Consider the following 20,053-nt stretch of genomic DNA (forward strand, 5'->3'; position numbering starts at 1 on the left):
ATGAATGCTGAAAACGCCTTGAAACTTGCTCGCCGGTTTATCGGGTTGCCTTTGGACAAGCGCCAGATGTTCCTGGCGGCGCTGGACAAGGAGGGCGTGGATTTCAGCAGCTTTCCCATCCCCCAGGGCGTCGAAGCCGAGGATCGCCAGGCGCTGTCCTATGCCCAGCGGCGCATGTGGTTTCTCTGGCAATTGGACCCGGAAAGTGGCGCCTACAACCTGCCGGGGGCGGTGCGGCTTAGAGGCGTATTGAGCCTGTCGGCGCTGGAACAGGCTTTCGCCAGCCTGGTGGCGCGGCATGAAACCCTGCGCACGGTGTTCCAGCGCCAGGCCGACGACAGCCTCTTGCAAGTGCCCACTGATGCGCCGTTGGTGATCGAACAACAGGACCTCAGCGGCTTGCCGGCAGACGATCGCGAGCAAGCGGTGCGCCAGGCTGCGCAAGCACAATCGATGCGGCCATTCGATTTGTCCTGCGGCCCCTTGCTGCGGGTCGAGCTGCTCAAGCTCGATGCACAGGAACACGTGCTGCTGCTGACCTTGCACCACATCGTCTCCGATGGCTGGTCGATGAACGTGCTGATCGAAGAATTCATCCGCTGCTACGACGCCCATGAAGCCGGCATGCCGCCGCAACTGGCCGACTTGCCGATCCAATACAGCGACTATGCGCTGTGGCAGCGCCGTTGGCTGGAGGCCGGCGAGCAGGCGCGGCAACTGGCGTACTGGCAGGCGCAGTTGGGCGATGAGCATCCGGTGTTGGAGTTGCCGACCGACCACTCGCGCCCGGCCATGCCCAGCTATCGCGGCAGCCGCTATGAATTTGCCATCGAGCCGGGGTTGGCGGAGCAACTGCGCAGCGCCGCCCAGCAGCATGGCGTCACGCTGTTCATGCTGCTGCTCGGCGCGTTCGACGTGCTGTTGCATCGCTACAGCGGGCAATCCGACATTCGTGTCGGCGTGCCGATCGCAAACCGCAACCGGGATGAAATCGAAGGCCTGATCGGTTTCTTCGTCAACACCCAAGTGCTGCGTACCGAACTGGATGGCCAGACCCGGGTCGACGAGTTGCTGCGCCGGGTCAAGGAGACCGCGCTCGGTGCCCAGGCCCATCAGGACTTGCCCTTCGAACGCCTGGTCGAGGCATTGAAGCTCGAACGCAGCCTCAGCCATACGCCGCTGTTCCAAGTGATGTACAACCATCAACCCCACGTGGCGGACGTCACCACGATCCGAACGGCGTCCGGCCTGGAACTGGGGATGATCGAGTGGCAGGCGCGCACCACCCAGTTCGACTTGACCCTCGACACCTATGAAAAAGCCGGCACGTTGCACGCCGCGCTGACTTACGCCGACGATCTGTTCGAAGCGCCGACCATCGCGCGCATGGCGCGGCATTGGCTGCGGTTGCTCACCGCGATGATTGCCGATCCGTCCCGGCGTGTCGGCGAGCTGCCGCTGCTTGATGCCGACGAGCATGCCACGTTGGTGCAGGGCTGGAATGCCACGGCTCAACGCTACCCGACCGAGCTGTGCCTGCATCAACTGATCGAAGCCCAGGTGGCGCGCACCCCGGACGCCCCGGCGTTGGTGTTTGGCGAACAAAGCCTGAGTTATGCAGCGCTCGATGCCCGCGCCAACCGCCTGGCTCACTTGCTGCGGGGGCGCGGTGTGCGAGCGGACAGCCTGGTGGGCATCTGCATTGAGCGTTCGGTGGAGATGGTGGTCGGCCTGCTGGCGATCCACAAGGCCGGCGGCGCCTACGTGCCGCTGGACCCGGAGTACCCGCAGGATCGCCTGGCCTACATGATCGAGGACAGCGGCATCAGCTTGCTGCTGACCCAGCGTTCGCTGTCGGCGGGGCTGCCGACCGAGGGAATCGAGGTCATCGCGCTCGACCAACCGGACGGTTGGCTCGACGGTTACCGCGACAGTCGCCTCGATGTGATGATCGACCCGCTGAACCTCGCCTATGTCATCTACACCTCAGGCTCGACCGGCAAACCCAAGGGCGCCGGCAACAGCCACGCCGCACTGGTCAATCGCCTGTGCTGGATGCAACAAGCGTATGGCCTGGACGGCAGCGACGCGGTGTTGCAGAAAACCCCGTTCAGTTTCGACGTGTCGGTGTGGGAATTTTTCTGGCCGCTGATGACCGGGGCGCGACTGGTGGTGGCTGCGCCGGGCGCCCATCGTGATCCGCGACAACTGATCGACACCATCAACCGTCATGGCATCAGCACGCTGCACTTCGTGCCGTCGATGCTGCAAGCGTTCATCCATGAGCCGGGCGTGAACACCTGCGAAGGCCTCAAGCGCATCGTCTGCAGCGGTGAAGCGTTGCCGCTGGATGCGCAGCAGCACGTCTTTGCCACACTGCCAAACGCCGCGCTCTATAACCTGTACGGTCCGACCGAAGCGGCCATCGACGTAACCCATTGGACGTGCGTTGACGAAGGCGCCGATTGCGTGCCGATCGGCCAGCCCATCGCCAACCTGCGCACCCATGTGCTCGACGCCGATCTGTCGCCGGTGCCGTGGGGCGTGGCGGGCGAGTTGTACTTGGGCGGGGCGGGGCTGGCGCGCAGTTATCACCGGCGTCCGGCGCTGACCGCCGAGCGTTTCGTGCCGTGCCCATTCCATGACGGCGCACGCCTGTACCGCACCGGCGACCGCGTGCGCCAGCGCGCCGACGGCGTGATCGAATACCTTGGTCGCCTCGACCATCAGGTCAAGCTGCGCGGCCTGCGCATCGAGCTCGGCGAAATCGAAACTCGCCTCGTGCAGCATCCGCTGGTGCGCGAGGCCGTGGTGCTGGTGCAGGACGGCAAGCATCTGGTGGGCTACCTGGTGCTGGAAAACGGCGACGCGCACGAGCAGTGGCCACAGGACGTCAAGGCCTGGCTGCTGGCCGGCCTGCCGGAATACATGGTGCCGACCTACCTGATGCCATTGGCCAGCCTGCCGGTGACCGCCAACGGCAAGCTCGATCGCAAGGCCCTGCCACAACCAGACGCCGCGCCCCGGCAAGCGTTCGTCGCTCCGCAAGATGCACTGCAAACCGCCTTGGCGGAAATCTGGCAGGACGTGCTCGGGGTAGAGCGCGTCGGCCTCGAAGACAATTTCTTCGAACTGGGCGGCGACTCGATTATTTCCATTCAAGTGGTGAGCCGCGCGCGGCAGGCCGGTATTCGTATCCACCCCCGCGACCTGTTCCAATACCAGACCGTGCGCAGCCTGGCGCTGGTCGCCCGCCACGACAACCACAGTGTCCTGGACCAAGGGCCGGTCACTGGCGATGCCGTGCTCGGGCCGATCCAGCAGCAGTTTTTCGCCCAGGCGATGCAGGCCCGCGAGCACTGGAACCAATCGCTGTTGCTGAGTCCACGCGAACCGCTGGATGCACAACGGCTCGACGCGGCTTTGACCTGCGTCATCAACCACCATGACGCCTTGCGGCTGCGCTTTGTCGAAGACTCCGGCGCTTGGCGGCAGAGCCATGGGCCGCTGTTGCAAAGCGCCGACCTGTGGCAACGCGATGCCCGATCCGCCGAGCAGTTGGACGCGCTGTGCGATGAGGCGCAGCGTAGCCTGGACCTGCGAGACGGGCCGCTGGTGCGCGCCATGCTGGTGAACCTGGCCGACGGCAGCCAGCGACTGGCGCTGGTCATCCATCACCTGGTGGTGGATGGCGTGTCGTGGCGACTGTTGCTGGAAGATCTGCAGCAGGCCTACGAACAACTGGCGGCGGGGGGCGGCGTTACGTTGCCGGCCAAGACCAGCGCCTTCAAGAGTTGGACTGCGCGGCTGATGGCCGAAGCATCGCGCTTCGACGACCAGTCGACCTATTGGAAAGCCCAGCACGAGGGCGCGCGGGACCTGCCATGCGAACGCCCGCAGGGCAGCCTGACGAACGTCCACGGCGCGAAGATCGAATGGCGCCTGGAGGCTGGCCTGACCCGGCAACTGCTGCAACAGGCACCCGCCGCCTATCGCACCCAGGTCAACGATCTGCTGCTCACCGCGCTGGCCCGCACCATCAGCCGCTGGAGCGGGCAACCGGGCACGCTGGTCGAACTCGAAGGCCATGGCCGCGAAGCGCTGTTCGACGACATCGACCTGACCCGCACGGTGGGCTGGCTGACCAGCCTGTTCCCGGTGAACCTCACCGCCACTGATGACATCGGCGGCTCGATCAAGACCATCAAGGAGCAACTGCGCAACGTCCCGGACAAGGGCCTGGGCTACGGCGTGCTGCGTCATCTGGCGGCGCCGTCGGTGCAAGCGCAATGGACAGACCTGGCGCCTGCGCGCATCACTTTCAATTACCTCGGCCAGTTCGACCGCCAGTTCGATGAAGCGGCGCTCTTCGTGCCGTCCGGCGAAGGCAGTGGCGTTGCCCAGGACCCGACGGCACCACTGGCCAACTGGCTGACCGTGGAAGGCCAGGTCTATGGTGGCGAGCTGACGATGAGCTGGGGCTTCAGCCGTGAAATGTTCGACAGCGCGACGGTGCAGCAACTGGTCGATCAATACGCCGTCGAGCTCAAGGCGCTGATCGACCATTGCGTCAACCTGGCTGAACCGCAAGCCACGCCGTCGGATTTCCCACTCGCGCGGATCACCCAGTCGCAACTCGACCATCTGCCGCTGCCGGCCGGTCAGTTGGACGATGTCTACCCGCTGTCGCCGATGCAGCAGGGCTTGTTGTTCCACACCTTGTACGAGCAGGCGGCGGGTGAATACGTCAACCAGTTGCGGGTGGACGTGCAAGGCCTGGATGCCGAGCGATTCCGTGCGGCGTGGCAGGCCACCGTCGCGGCGCAGGACATTTTGCGCAGCGGCTTCGTCTGGCAGGGAGAGCTGTCACAACCGCTGCAGATCGTCCACAAGCAGGTGCAGTTGCCGTTCACGGTGCTGGACTGGCGCGAGCATGCCGAACCGGCCCAGGCCCTCGCCGCGCTGGCCGACGCCGAGCGCGCGCAAGGTTTCGACTTGAGCCAGGCGCCGCTGTTGCGCCTGGTGCTGGTGCGGACCGGCGTCGAACAATGGCATCTGATCTACACCCATCACCACATCCTGATGGACGGCTGGAGCAATTCGCAGTTGCTCGGCGAGGTGATGCAGCGCTACAACGGCCGCGCGCCGGCCCGCACGGGTGGGCGTTATCGCGACTACATCGCTTGGCTGCAACGCCAGGATGGCCAGCTCAGCCAGGACTTCTGGCGCGCACAGTTGGCCCCGTTGCAGGAGCCGACCCGACTCGCCGGTGCGGCCTCGGGCGGCGGCGAGAGCGGCCACGGCGATCATTTCCTGACCCTCGACGCGCCGCGTACCCAAGCACTGGAAGCGTTCGCCCGCCAGCAGAAAATCACCGTGAACACGCTGGTGCAAGCGGCTTGGCTGCTGTTGCTGCAGCGCTATACCGGTCACCAGACCGTGGCGTTTGGCGCGACGGTGGCCGGTCGGCCGGCGGATCTGCCGGGCATCGAGCAGCAGGTCGGCCTGTTCATCAACACCTTGCCGGTCATTGGCAGCCCACGTCCGGACCAAACGGTCGGCCATTGGTTGCAAGCAGTACAGGCACAGAACCTGGGCCTGCGGGACTTCGAGCACACGCCGTTGGCGGATATCCAGCGTTGGGCCGGGCAGGGCGGCGAGGCGCTGTTCGACAACCTCCTGGTGTTCGAGAACTACCCGATTGCCCAGGCCTTGCAGCAAGGCATCGGCAGCGGCGTCACGTTCGGCGACGTTGCCAACCGTGAGCAAGCGCATTACGCCCTGAGCGTCGCGGTCACCCTCGGTGAACAATTGGCGCTGCACTACAGCTACGAGCGCCGGCAGTTCGCCGACGAAATGATTGATCACATCAGTGCCCATCTGCTGCACCTGCTCGAGCAATTCAGCCAGGACGCCGGACGCAACCTGGGCGAAATCGCCCTGGCCAGCGGTGCCGAACACGCTCGGCAACACGTCGAGAACCACCCGCAGCCGTACCCGGTGGACATCGCCGTACACCAGCGGATCGCCGCGCTGGCGGTCGAGCGCCCGCAGCGCACGGCGGTGATTTTCAATGGCCGACATTTCAGCTACGGCGAGATCGACCGGCGCGCCAACCAACTGGCCCACGTCTTGATCAGCCGCGGCGTCGGCCCGGAAACCCGCGTGGGCGTGGCCCTGCCGCGCAGCGAAGGGGTGATCGTCACACTCTTGGCGGTGCTCAAGGCCGGCGGTGCCTACGTGCCGTTGGACGTCAGCTATCCCCGTGAACGCCTGGCGTACTTGATGAACGACGCTGGGCTGGCGCTGCTGATCAGCGACTCTTCGGTGTCGGCCCAGTTGCCTGTGGATGAATCGTTGCCGCTGCTGGAGCTGGACCGTGTCGATCTGCGCGAGTTGCCGGTCAGTGCGCCAAACATTCAACTCGACCCGCACAATCTCGCCTACGTCATCTACACCTCCGGCTCCACCGGCAACCCCAAGGGCGTGAGCGTGGCCCACGGTCCGCTGGCGATGCACTGCCAGGCCATTGGCGAGCGTTATGAAATGCGCGACAGCGATTGCGAATTCCATTTCATGTCGTTCGCTTTCGACGGCGCCCATGAGCGCTGGCTCACCAGCCTGACCCACGGTGCGTCGCTGCTGATTCGTGACGACAGCCTGTGGACCCCGGAACAAACCTACAACGCCATGCACGAGCACGGCGTGACGGTGGTGGCGTTCCCGCCCGTTTACTTGCAACAACTGGCCGAGCACGCCGAGCGCGAAGGCAACCCGCCGAAGGTGCGCATCTATTGCTTCGGCGGCGACGCGGTGCCCAACGCCAGTTTCGAACGGGTCAAGCGCGCCTTGCGTCCCGAGTACATCATCAACGGTTATGGCCCGACCGAAACCGTGGTCACGCCGCTGATCTGGAAGGCCGGTCGCGAGGTGTCTTGTGACGCTGCCTACGCCCCCATCGGCAGCCGCATCGGTGACCGCAGCGCCTACGTGCTCGATGCCGACCTGAACCTGTTGCCCCAAGGCATGGCCGGTGAGCTGTACCTGGGCGGTATGGGATTGGCTCGCGGTTACTTGAACCGGCCGGGGCTGACCGCCGAGCGCTTTGTCGCCGACCCGTTCAGCGCTGGCGGCTTGCTGTATCGCACCGGGGACCTGGTGCGCCAGCGCGTCGACGGCACTTTCGATTACCTGGATCGCATCGACAACCAAGTGAAGATCCGCGGCTTCCGCATCGAACTGGGCGAGATCGAAGCCAGCCTGCAAGCCCTCGATGGCGTGCGCGAAGCGGTGGTCGTGGCCCAGGAAGGCACCGTCGGCAGCGGCAAGCGTCTGGTGGCCTATGTGGTGGCCGCGGAACCTGCCCGCGAAGATTTCGCCGAGCACTTGCGCGAGCAACTCAAGGCGACATTGCCGGCGCACATGGTCCCGGCTTATCTGATGCTGCTCGAACGCCTGCCGCTGACCCCCAACGGCAAGCTCGACCGCAAGAACCTGCCCAAGCCTGACGCCAACCAATCGCAACACGCCTACCTGGCGCCGCGCAATGCGCTGGAACAGCAACTCGCGTCGATCTGGCAGGACGTGCTCAAGCTTGAACGTGTCGGCCTGCGGGATAATTTCTTCGAGTTGGGTGGCGATTCCATCGTCTCGATCCAGGTGGTCAGCCGCGCCCGCCATGCCGGCATGCATTTCACGCCCAAGGACCTGTTCCAGTACCAGACTCTGGAAATGCTCGCGCCCATGGTTCGCCAGGGTGAAGCCGCCCAAGTCATCGATCAGGGGCCGGTGACGGGCGAAATGGCGCTGTTGCCGGTGCAGCGTGTGTTCATCGAACAGGCGATACCGCAGCGTCATCACTGGAACCAGGCGGTGATGCTCAAGCCGACCCACCGCCTGGACGCATCGATTCTGAACCAGGCGTTGAAGGCGCTGTTGCAACATCACGATGGCCTGCGCTTGTGCTTCACGGAGCAGAACGACGGCTGGACGGCGATTTACCGTCCTGCGGACACTCAATGCAAGGACCTGCTCTGGGCCGTGGACGCGCCTGATGCGCAGGTCTTGCAGAGTATCGCCAACGAGGCCCAGCGCAGTCTGGACCTGCAAGAGGGCCCCTTGCTGCGGGCTGTCCTGGCGGCGCTGGGCGATGGCAGCCAGCGTTTGTTGCTGGCGGTGCATCACTTGGTGGTCGATGGCGTGTCGTGGCGGATCCTGTTCGAGGACCTGCAAAGTGCCTACCGACAGTTGTCCAGCGGTGCGGCGGTGCAATTGCCGCTGAAAACCACCTCGGCGCAGGTCTGGGCCGAGCGCCTGCAAGCGCATGCCCGCAGCAACCGGTTGCAGCAGGAACTGGCGTTCTGGCAGGCCCGGCTCGAAGACGTCGATGCCTCGTTGCCAATGGATAACCCCGCAGGCGGCCAGCAGAACCGTCTGGCGGTGACCGTGCGTACGCGACTCGATGCCGCGTTGACCCGGCAACTGCTGCAAGACGCGCCCAAGGCCTATCGGACCCAGGTCAACGACTTGCTGCTCACGGCACTGGCGCGGGTGATGGTGCGCTGGACGGGCAACGACAGTGCGCTGATCCAGCTCGAAGGCCATGGTCGCGAAGCCTTGTTCGACGACGTCGACCTGACCCGCACCGTTGGCTGGTTCACCAGCCTCTATCCGGCCCGGCTCACGCCACGGGCGGACCTGGGGGATTGCCTCAAGCAAATCAAGGAGCAACTGCGGGCGATCCCCGACAAAGGCCTGGGCTTTGGTGCCTTGGCTTATCTGGCGGATGACGCGACGCGGGCCCTCCTGGCCGGTTTGCCAACGCCCAGCCTGACCTTCAATTACCTGGGCCAGTTCGACGCCAGCTTCAACGAAGCCGAGGGCGCCCTGTTCATCCCGGCCGACGAAGCCGCTGGCGATGAGCTGGACGCCGAAGCACCGCTGTCCAATGCGCTGGCCTTGAACGGCCAGGTGTTCGGCGGCGAACTGAACCTGGGCTGGACCTTCAGCCGCGAGCAGTTCAACGAATCCACCATCCAGGCGCTGGCCGACGATTATGCGCTGGAGTTGCAGCGGCTCATCGAGCATTGCTGCCGGGGCGAGCACAGCGGCGTAACACCGTCGGACTTCCCTCTGGCGAGCCTGAGCCAGCCACAACTGGATGGGCTGCCGATGCCGCCCGCGCAGATCGTCGACCTGTATCCGTTATCACCGATGCAACAAGGCATGCTGTTCTATGGCGTGTACGGTGACGCGAGCGGCGACTACATCAACCAACTGCGCCTGGACATCGAGGGGCTGGACCCGGAACGCTTCCGCCAGGCTTGGCAAGCGGCGGTCGATGCCCATGACATCCTGCGCACGCGGTTTGTCTGGCAGGGCGATTTGCCGGCGCCGGTGCAGGTGGTCAGCAAGTACCTGGAGCTGCCTTACAGCCTGCACGATCTGAGCGATGATCCACTGCATGACCAGACCGTACAGGCCCTGGCCGATGCCGAGCGCCAACACCTTCATCTGAGCGCGCCGGCCCTGGTGCGGTTGATGATCGTGCGCCTCGATGAGCGGCGTTATCACCTGATCTACAGCCATCATCACATCCTCATGGACGGCTGGAGCAATTCACAGCTGCTCGGCGAAGTGCTGCAACGCTACAGCGGTCAATCCATGGCCGTGTCCGGCGGACGTTATCGGGACTACATCGCCTGGCTGCAACGCCAGGACGCGGCGGCCAGCGAGGCGTTCTGGAAGCCTGCGCTAGAACGCCTGGAAGCACCGACACGGTTGGCCGATGCGGTTGGCAAGCCGACGGACGCCGGTGTTGGTTATGGCGATCATATGCAGGTGCTGGACGAGTCGTTGACCCGGCGCCTGGAAGCCTTCGCTCGCTCCTCGAAAGTCACGGTGAACACGCTGGTGCAAGCCGCTTGGCTGCTGCTGTTGCAGCGCTACACCGGCAAATCCACCGTGGCGTTTGGTGCGACGGTCGCCGGGCGTCCGGCTGACTTGCCCGGCATCGAGCAGCAGATCGGCTTGTTCATCAACACCTTGCCGGTGATCGCCAGCCCTCGGGCCGAGCAGTCGCTGGACAGTTGGTTGCAAACGGTGCAGGCGCAGAACCTCGCCCTGCGCGAGTTCGAGCACACTGCGTTGCTCGACATCCAGCGCTGGGCCGGGCAGGGCGGCGACGCGTTGTTCGACAGTTTGCTGGTGTTCGAAAACTACCCGATCGCCGAGGCCTTGGAGCAGGGCGCGCCGGATGGTTTGCGTTTTGGTTCGCCGATCACCCAGGAGCAGACCAACTATCCGTTGACGCTGTTGGTGGGGTTGGAGCGGCAGCTGTCGGTGCATATGAGTTATCAGCGGGCGAGTTTCTCGGCTGTAACGGTGGAGCGATTGGCGGCGCATCTGGTGCAGTTGCTCGGGCAGATGACCGCGCAGGGCGAGCGCCCGTTGGGTGAGCTGTCGATGCTGGAATTCGATGAACACCAGCGCCTGACCCATGACTGGAATCCTGTGGATGCGCCGTTCGAACAGGACGTCTGCATTCATCAGATGATCGCCCGCCAAGCGGAAAACGCCCCGGACGCCTTGGCAGTCACCTTCGCCAACACGCGTCTGAGCTACAGCGAGCTCGACGGCCGCGCCAATCGCCTGGCCCACCAGCTCATCGAACTGGGCGTCGGCCCGGAAGTGCGGGTGGGCGTGGCGATGCCGCGTTCCGAACAGTTGCTGATCGCCTTGCTGGCAGTGCTCAAGGCGGGCGGCGCCTACGTGCCGCTGGACCCGGATTACCCGGCCGAACGCGTGGCCTACATGCTTGATGACAGTCGGGCGCGGGTGTTGTTGACCGAGCAGTCGGTGGCCTTGACGTTGACGGTTCCGGCCGAGACTGAAGTGCTGATGCTGGATCGGATCGAGTTGACCTCATATCCCTTCACCGCACCGGTCACAACGGTCACACCGGACAACCTCGCCTACGTCATCTACACCTCCGGCTCCACCGGCAAACCCAAGGGCGTGGCCATCGCCCACCGCAACGTCCTGGCATTGATCGACTGGTCCAAATCCGTCTACAGCCGCGACGATATCCAAGGCGTGCTCGCCTCAACCTCGGTGTGCTTTGATCTGTCGGTGTGGGAGCTGTTCGTCACCCTGGCCAACGGCGGCTCGCTGATCATCGCCCGCAACGCCCTGGAACTGCCGCACCTGCCTGCCCGCGACCAGGTGCGCCTGATCAACACCGTGCCCTCGGCGATCGCCGCGTTGCAGCGCAATGGGGAGATTCCGCACAGCGTGCGCATCATCAACCTGGCCGGTGAGCCACTGAAGCAGAGCCTGGTGGATGCCCTTTACCCACAGGGAATCGAGCATGTCTATGACCTTTATGGTCCCTCCGAAGACACCACCTACTCAACCTGGACCCGCCGTACCCAAGGCGGCACGGCCAACATCGGCCGCCCACTCAAGCACACCGCCAGCTACCTCCTCGACGCCAACCTGCAACCGGTGCCCCAGGGCGTCTCGGCCGAGCTGTACCTGAGCGGCGCCGGCATAACCCGGGGCTACCTCGGGCGAGCGGCGATGACCGCCGAGAAGTACGTGCCCAACCCGTTCTCCACCACGGGCGAGCGCCTGTACCGCACCGGCGACCTGTGCCGTTATCGCGCCGACGGCGTGCTCGAATACCAAGGCCGCATCGACCATCAGGTGAAGATCCGCGGCTTCCGCATCGAGCTGGGGGAAATCGAGGCGCGGCTGCTGCAACAGCCCGAGGTCAACGAAGTCGCCGTGCTCGCCCAGGAAGGGCCGGGCGGCCAGCAACTGGTGGCCTACGTGATGACCTCGACGGACGCCGACACACTGCGCGATCCCCTCAAGGCCCGACTCAAGGAGCATCTGCCGGACTACATGATCCCGGCCCACTGGCTGTTCCTCGACCAGTTGCCGCTGACCCCCAACGGCAAGCTTGATCGCAAGGCATTGCCGGGTATCGAGGCCGGGCGCTCGCAAAGCGCATACGAAGCACCGGTCAGCGAACTGCAGCAGCAAGTCGCGACGATCTGGGCCCAGGTGCTCACCGTCGAACGCGTGGGCCTTGACGCTCACTTCTTCGAGCTGGGCGGCCACTCGCTGCTGGCGGTCACTGCCGTCTCGCGCATGGCCCTCGAACTGGGGTTGAGCCTGACCCCGCAACTGCTGTTCCAGCACCCCGTCCTGCAGGATTTTGTCGCACAAATCGACAGCACGGACGGGCCAATCAATGAAGAGAAACTGAACAAGCTGGACGCCCTGCTTGATGAAATGGAGGAAGTCTGATGGACAAGAGTGTTGCTTTGAGGGTTGCCAAGCGCTTTATCACTCTGCCGCTGGACAAACGCAGGCTGTACCTGGAGAAGATGCTGGAAGAGGGCGTCTCGCCGGCCAACCTGCCGATCCCCGAGGTGCGTTCCGGGTTCGAGCACATCCCGCAATCTTATGCCCAGGAGCGCCAGTGGTTCCTCTGGCAAATGGACCCGCACAGTTCGGCCTACCACATTCCCAGCGCCCTGCGCCTCAAAGGCCAACTGAACGTGCCGGCCCTGGAGCGCAGCTTCAATGCCCTGGCCGAGCGTCACGAAAGCTTGCGCACCACGTTTGCCGAGCAGGGCGAGCAAGCCGTCCAGGTTATCCACCGGCAGATGCCCCTGAGCATCACTGTCGAGGCGCTGCCGGCCGGTTCACCGATCAGCGAGGACGCGCGCATCAAGGCTTACATCGAAGGCGAAACCGCGCGTCCGTTCGATTTGCGCCAAGGGCCGTTGCTACGGGTTTCGCTGTTGAAAATCGCCGAGGATGACCATGTGCTGGTGCTGATCCAGCACCACATCATCGCCGATGGTTGGTCGATGCGCGTGCTGGTGGACGAACTGGTGCGGTGTTACGCCGCCGACACCGGCGGCCAGCCGCTGGCATTGCCGGAACTGCCGGTGCAATACGCCGACTACGCCATCTGGCAACGCCATTGGCTGGAAGCCGGCGAGCGCGAACGCCAGTTGGCTTATTGGGTCCAGACCCTGGGCGACGAGCAACCGGTGCTGGAGCTGCCATTCGATCAGCCGCGCCCTCCGGTGCAGAGCCTTCGTGGTGCGCGGCTGGACGTGAAGCTGGCGCCGGAACTGGCCACCGGGCTCAAGCAACTGGCCCAGCGCGAAGGCGCCAGCCTGTTCATGGTTCTGCTCGCCTCGTTCCAGGCATTGCTGCACCGCTACAGCGGCCAGCCGCAGATCCGCGTCGGCGTGCCGACGGCCAACCGCAACCGGGTCGAGACCGAAGGGCTGATCGGCTTTTTCGTCAACACCCAAGTGCTCAATGCCCACGTCGATGGGCAGATGCCATTCGAGCAATTGCTCGCCCAGGTCAAGCAAGCGGCCATGGCGGCCCAGGCCCATCAGGACCTGCCGTTCGAGCAACTGATCGAAGCCCTCCAGCCAGAGCGAAGCCTGAGCCACAGCCCGATTTTCCAGGTCATGTTCAACCACCAGAATGCCGATGCCACGGGCCGCCGGCAAATGCAGCTGCCGCAACTGCGGGTCGAGGACCTGACGTGGGAAGGGCGCACCGCCCAGTTCGACTTGACCCTGGGCACCTACGAAACCGAGCGGGGCATCGCCGCCGAGCTGACCTATGCCACCGATCTCTTCGAAGCGCAGACCATCGAGCGCCTGGCCGAGCACTGGCAAAACCTGCTGCAGGGTATCGTCGACGCGCCCCACCAGCGGGTTGGGGAGCTGCCGCTGCTCGACCCGTCGCAGCAGCGCCTCACGCAACAGCGGTGGCTGCGCGTCGACGACCACGGTGCCGAAGCCGTGTGCGTCCACCAACGCATCGCCGGACAGGCGCACCGGGCCCCCGACGCATTGGCGCTGACCGTTGACGGACGATCCCTGAGCTACCGGCAATTGGACGCCCGCGCCAACCAACTGGCTCACCGCCTGATTGATCTGGGCGTGTCCCCGGGCGAGCTGGTGGGCATCGCGGTGGAGCGCAGCGTCGAGCTGATTGTCGGCCTGCTGGCGATCCTCAAGGCTGGCGGCGCCTACGTGCCGTTGGACCCTGGGTATCCCGAGGATCGCCTGGCCTACATGATCGAGGACAGCGGCATTGGGCTGCTGCTGACCCAGGCCCGTTTGCAAGCGCGATTGCCGATCCCGCCGGCGCTCCGGACCCTGCTGCTGGACTCGCCGGACGCCGCACTGCAAGACGCTCCGAAAACCTGCCCGATGGTGCCGTTGACCGGCGAGCACCTGGCCTATGTCATCTACACCTCCGGCTCCACCGGCAAGCCCAAGGGTGTGATGGTGCGCCATGATGCGCTGGGCAATTTCATCACCAGCATGATCGCCCAGCCGGGCCTCGCGGCCAGCGACCGCATGCTGTCGCTGACGACCTTCTCCTTCGATATTTTCGGCTTGGAAATCTACGGACCGCTCTGCGCCGGGGCCAGTATCGTGCTGACCGGGCAGCACGTGCACCAGGATCCGCAAGCGGTGCTCGCGTTGATCGAACAACACGACGTCAGCGTGCTGCAAGCCACGCCGTCGAGCTGGCGCATGCTGCTCGACCATGAGCGGGCCTCGGTGCTCGCCGGCCGGACCTTCCTGTGCGGCGGCGAAGCCTTGCCCCAGGAACTGGCCCAGCGGCTGCTGGCGCTTTCGCCGAAGCTCTGGAACCTCTACGGGCCGACCGAAACCACCATCTGGTCGGCGGTGCACCCGTTGAGCCCCGGGCGCGACCGGCCCTTTCTTGGCCAGCCGCTGGACAATACCGCGCTGTACATCGTCGGCAGCGACCTGACCCTCAACCCGCCCGGCGCGCCGGGGGAACTGCTGATCGGTGGCGCCGGCCTGGCCCGTGGTTATTTCCAGCGCCCGGGGCTGACCGCCGAACGCTTCGTCCCTGATCCGTTCTCCACAACCGGCGAACGGCTGTACCGCACCGGCGACTTGACCCGTTATCGCGCCGAAGGGGTGGTCGAATACCTCGGCCGCATCGACCATCAGGTGAAGATTCGCGGCCTGCGCATCGAGCTCGGGGAAATCGAAGCCGCGTTGCTGGCCCAGGACAGCGTGCGCGAAACCGTGGTGGTCGCCCACGAAGGCCCGACCGGGGCGCAACTGGTGGGTTACGTCGTGCCTGCCAGCGGCGAAGTGCCGGAGCCCGATGCGCCGCTGCGCGCAACGCTCAAGGCGGCCCTCAAGGCGCAGTTGCCGGACTACATGGTTCCGGCGCACCTGTTGTTCCTGGCCCGATTGCCGCTGACGCCCAATGGCAAGATCGATCGCAAGGCCTTGCCGGCGCCCGACGCCAGCGACGTGCAACAGGCCTACGTGGCGCCTCGCAGTGAGGTCGAGCAACAAGTCGCGGCGATCTGGCAGGACGTGCTCAAGCTTGAGCGCGTGGGCCTGGAGGATCATTTCTTCGAACTGGGCGGGCATTCACTGTTAGTGACCCAAGTGGTGTCGCGAATCCGTCGGGTGCTGGGCATCGAGGTGCCGCTGCGCAGCCTGTTCGAACACAGCACCTTGCAGGCGTTCGTCGCCTCCTTCGATGCCACGTCCGGCGAACAGGCTCCAGCGATGGTGCCGGTGCCTCGCGATGCGCCACTGCCGCTGTCGTTTGCCCAGGAACGCCAGTGGTTCCTCTGGAAAATGGATCCGGACAGCGCGGCCTATAACATCCCCACGGCCCTGCGGATGCGCGGCACGCTGGACAAGGAGGCGCTGCGCAAGAGTTTCGCTGCGCTGGTGGAGCGTCACGAAAGCTTGCGCACCCTATTCGTCGAAGAGGATGGGCGCACCTGCCAGGTTATTCGCGGGCAGGGGGAGGTCGACTTCGTCGAGCAGCGCCTGGAAGGGCGAGGCATCCAGGCCTTGGTCGAACAGCACACACAACGTCCGTTCGATCTGGCGACTGATTCGTTGCTGCGCGTGGCGCTGCTGGAAGTGGACGAACAGGACCACATCCTGGTGCTGACGCTGCATCACATCGTCTCCGATGGCTGGTCCTTGCAGGTGATGGTCGATGACCTGATGAGCCTGTATTCGGCGTTCGTCCAAGGCCAGCAAGCGCATCTGCCGCCGTTGGCGGTGCAGTATGCCGACTACGCCGTCTGGCAGCGGCAATGGATGGCGGCCGGAGAGCGGGATCGTCAATTAGCCTATTGGTCCGGGCAACTGGGCGGCGAACAGCCGCTGCTGGAGCTGCCCACCGACCATCCGCGCCCGGCGCAGCAAAGCCTGCGCGGCGCGCGTCTGCCAATCGTGTTGGACGCGGCCTTGAGCGCTGATCTCAAGGCCCTGGCCCGGCGGGAAAACGTCACGTTGTTCGTGCTGTTGCTCGGTTCGTTCCAGGCGCTGCTGCATCGCTACAGCGGCCAGGCCGATATCCGCGTCGGCGTGCCGATTGCCAACCGCCAGCGGCTGGAAACCGAGCGACTGATCGGTTTCTTCGTCAACACCCAGGTCCTGCGTAGCGAGTTCCACAGTGAGCTGACCGGCGCCGCGCTGCTGCAGCAGCTCAAGCAAACGGCCATGGCCGCGCAGATGCACCAGGACCTGCCTTTCGAGCAGTTGGTAGATGCCTTGCAACCGCAGCGCAACCTCAGCCACAGCCCGTTGTTCCAGGCGATGTTCAACCACCGCAATGAAACCGACTCGGCGTTCGCCAATGCCTTGCCGGACCTTTGCGTCGAACCCCTTGGCTGGACGCAGCGCACCGCGCAATTCGACCTGAGCATGGACACCGTCGAGAGCTCGCAGGGCCTGCACGCGGCGCTGACCTATGCGACGGATCTTTTCGAGCCGGCGACCGTCGAGCGCATGGCCCGGCATTGGCTCAACCTGTTGCATGGCATGACGCACGATCTGCATCGCCCGGTGGCGCAGTGGACGCTGCTGGACGAGGGCGAGCGTCGGCACATGCTCATCGACTGGAACGCGACGGCGCAGCATTACCCGCTCGACCGCAGCGTGCAAAGCCTGATCGAGGAACAGGTGCGCCGAACGCCGGACGCGCCTGCGCTGGTCTTCGGCGAGCAGCGCTTGAGCTACCGCGAACTCAACGCCCGGGCCAACCGCCTGGCCCATCGCCTGATCGACCAAGGCGTCGGTCCGGATGTGCTGGTGGGCATCGCCGTCGAGCGTTCCGTGGAAATGGTGCTGGGGCTGTTGGCGATTCTCAAGGCCGGCGGCGCCTACGTGCCGCTGGACCCCGAATACCCGCGTGATCGCCTGGCCTACATGTTCGAAGACAGCGGCATTGGCTTGCTGCTGACCCAGCAACACCTGGTGGACGCCTTGCCGATGCCGGACGGGCTGCGCAGCCTGGTGCTGGATTCGCTCGACGACGGCTTGTACGCCAGCCGCGACGGCAATCCCGGCGTCGAAGTCCACGGTGAGAACCTGGCGTATGTGATCTATACCTCCGGTTCCACCGGCAAACCCAAGGGCGCGGGCAATCGCCATAGCGCCCTGGTCAACCGTCTGTGCTGGATGCAACAGGCGTATGGCCTCGATGCCTCGGACAGCGTGCTGCAAAAAACACCGTTCAGCTTCGACGTGTCGGTGTGGGAGTTCTTCTGGCCACTGCTGACCGGTTCGACGCTGGTGGTGGCCGCGCCGGGCGCCCATCGCGACCCGGCGCTGTTGATCGAGTTGATCACGGCCCAGGGCATCACCACGCTGCACTTCGTGCCGTCGATGCTCCAGGCGTTTGTGCAGGACTCGCGGGTGGCCGAATGCGTCAGCTTGAAGCGGATCGTGTGCAGCGGCGAAGCGCTGCCGGTGGATGCCCAGCAGCAGGTGTTCGCCAAGTTGCCGAGCGCCAACCTGTACAACCTCTACGGCCCGACCGAGGCGGCCATCGACGTGACCCACTGGACCTGTGTCGAGGAGGGGCGCGACAGCGTGCCGATCGGCCAGCCGATCGCCAACCTCGGCACCTACATCCTCGACGATGAGTTGTCCCCGGTGCCGGTGGGGGTGATCGGCGAGTTGTATCTGGCGGGCGAGGGGTTGGCGCGGGGTTACCATCGGCGCGCGGCTTTGACCGCCGAGCGGTTCGTCACCGGGCCGTTCGGCCATGGCCAGCGCCTGTACCGGACCGGCGACCTGGCGCGCTATCGCCCCGACGGCGTAATCGAATACGCCGGGCGGATCGACCATCAAGTGAAAATCCGTGGCCTGCGCATCGAACTAGGCGAAATCGAAGCACGCATGGTCGAGCACGATGCCGTGCGCGAAACGGTGGTCCTGGCCCAGGACGGCACGCTGCTGGTCGCCTATGTGGTGCCGGCGCGCGCCGAGCTGCTGGCCGCCGATGACGCCGTTCGCCAGGAGTTGCAAGTGCGCCTCAGGGAACATCTGAGCCAATCCTTGCCTGACTACATGGTGCCGCAACACTGGGTGTGGCTGGAAAAAATGCCGGTCAGCCCCAACGGCAAGCTCGAGCGCAAGGCGCTGCCCAAGGCCGAGCCAAGTGCCCATCCCCAGGCCTACATCGCAGCGGTGACCGCGCAGGAACAGACGCTGGTGGATATCTGGCAAAGCGTGCTCGGACGCGATCGCGTGGGCGTGACCGATAATTTCTTCGAGCTGGGCGGCGACTCGATCATCTCCATCCAAGTGGTGAGCCGAGCCCGTCAGGCCGGCCTTCATTTCAGCCCCAAGGATCTGTTCCTGCACCAGACCATCCAAGGGTTGGCTGGCGTGGCGACAACCGGCGAAGGCGGCCCGGTGATCGACCAGGGCCCGGTGACAGGGGAGACGCTGCTGCTGCCGTTCCAGCAGCTGTTCTTCGAACAGGCCATGGCCGAACCTCACCACTGGAACCAGTCGGTGCTGCTCAAATGCGTGCGATCGGTGAACGCCGGGCATCTGGAGCAGGCGTTGCAGGCCTTGGTCGAACACCACGATGCCTTGCGCCTGTCCTTCGTCTGCGAGGCAGGCACCTGGACCGCTCGCCACAAGACCCTGGCCGAACAGCGCACGCTCTGGCCACGCTCGCCGTTGTTGTGGACCGCCGACGTGGCGGATGCGCCGGCCCTCGAACGCCTGGCCGAACACGCCCAGCGCAGCCTTGAACTGGACAGCGGCGCGCTGCTGCGCGGTGTCCTGGCGACCCTGGCCGATGGCAGCCAGCGGCTGTTGTTGGTGATCCATCACTTGGTGGTCGACGGCGTGTCCTGGCGGATGCTGCTGGAAGATTTGCAACGGGCATATGATCAATTGCAAGCCGGTCAGACGCCGACATTACCGGCCAAGACCACATCGGCACAGACTTGGGCGCAACGGTTGCAGGCCCATGCCGGCAGTGCGACGTTGCAGAACCAAGTGGCGTACTGGCAGGCGCAATTGGAAGGCGCTTGCCCCGACCTGCCTTGCGATCATCCCCAAGGTGATTTGCGCAGGTGCCATGGGGCGCAAGTGCAGACGCGGCTGGACAAAGAGCTGACTCGACGACTGTTGCAGCAAGCGCCGGCGACCTATCGCACCCAGGTCAACGACCTGCTGTTGACGGCGCTGGCCCGGGTGATCGGCCGCTGGACTTGCCAGGCGTCGACCTTGATCCAGCTGGAAGGCCATGGCCGCGAGGCGCTGTTTGAAGATGTAGACCTTAGCCGCAGCGTGGGTTGGTTTACCAGCCTGTTTCCGGTGCGCCTGACCCCGACGGCGACCGCCGAAGGCTCGATCAAGGCGATCAAGGAGCAACTGCGGGCCATTCCCGACAAGGGGCTTGGTTTCGGCGTGTTGCGCTACCTGGGCGATGAACCGACGCGTCGTGCCCTCGCGGCACTGCCGGTGCCGCGCATCACTTTCAATTATCTGGGGCAGTTCGACAGCGGCTTCAATGCAGAGGCCGACGGGCTGTTTGTCCCTGCCAGCGAATCGGCGGGCGCGGCCCAGAGCCCATTGGCGCCGCTGGACAACTGGTTGACCCTCAATGGCAGCGTCTATGCCGGCGAGTTGAGCATCGACTGGACCTTCAGCACGCAGATCTTCGACGAGGCGACGATCCA

General features: G+C 64.9%; 2 protein-coding genes (1 of these 2 only partly in view). Both read left to right on the forward strand.

Features of this window, described 5'->3' with window-relative positions; translation table 11 throughout:
• Positions 1–12,315, forward strand: coding sequence for a non-ribosomal peptide synthase/polyketide synthase (locus VQ575_RS08635; RefSeq protein WP_325919455.1), 12,315 nt, complete (start codon positions 1–3; stop codon positions 12,313–12,315).
• Positions 12,315–20,053: the 5' portion of a non-ribosomal peptide synthase/polyketide synthase gene (locus tag VQ575_RS08640; protein WP_325919457.1), read on the forward strand. Its footprint extends 5,731 nt past the window's final position; 7,739 of the gene's 13,470 nt are visible here — the first part of the coding sequence; the start codon lies at positions 12,315–12,317; its stop codon lies off the right edge, out of view. Before VQ575_RS08635 ends, VQ575_RS08640 begins: the two co-directional genes overlap by 1 nt.

Source organism: Pseudomonas frederiksbergensis, from assembly GCF_035751725.1.
GTDB classification, from domain to species: Bacteria; Pseudomonadota; Gammaproteobacteria; order Pseudomonadales; family Pseudomonadaceae; genus Aquipseudomonas; species Aquipseudomonas frederiksbergensis_A.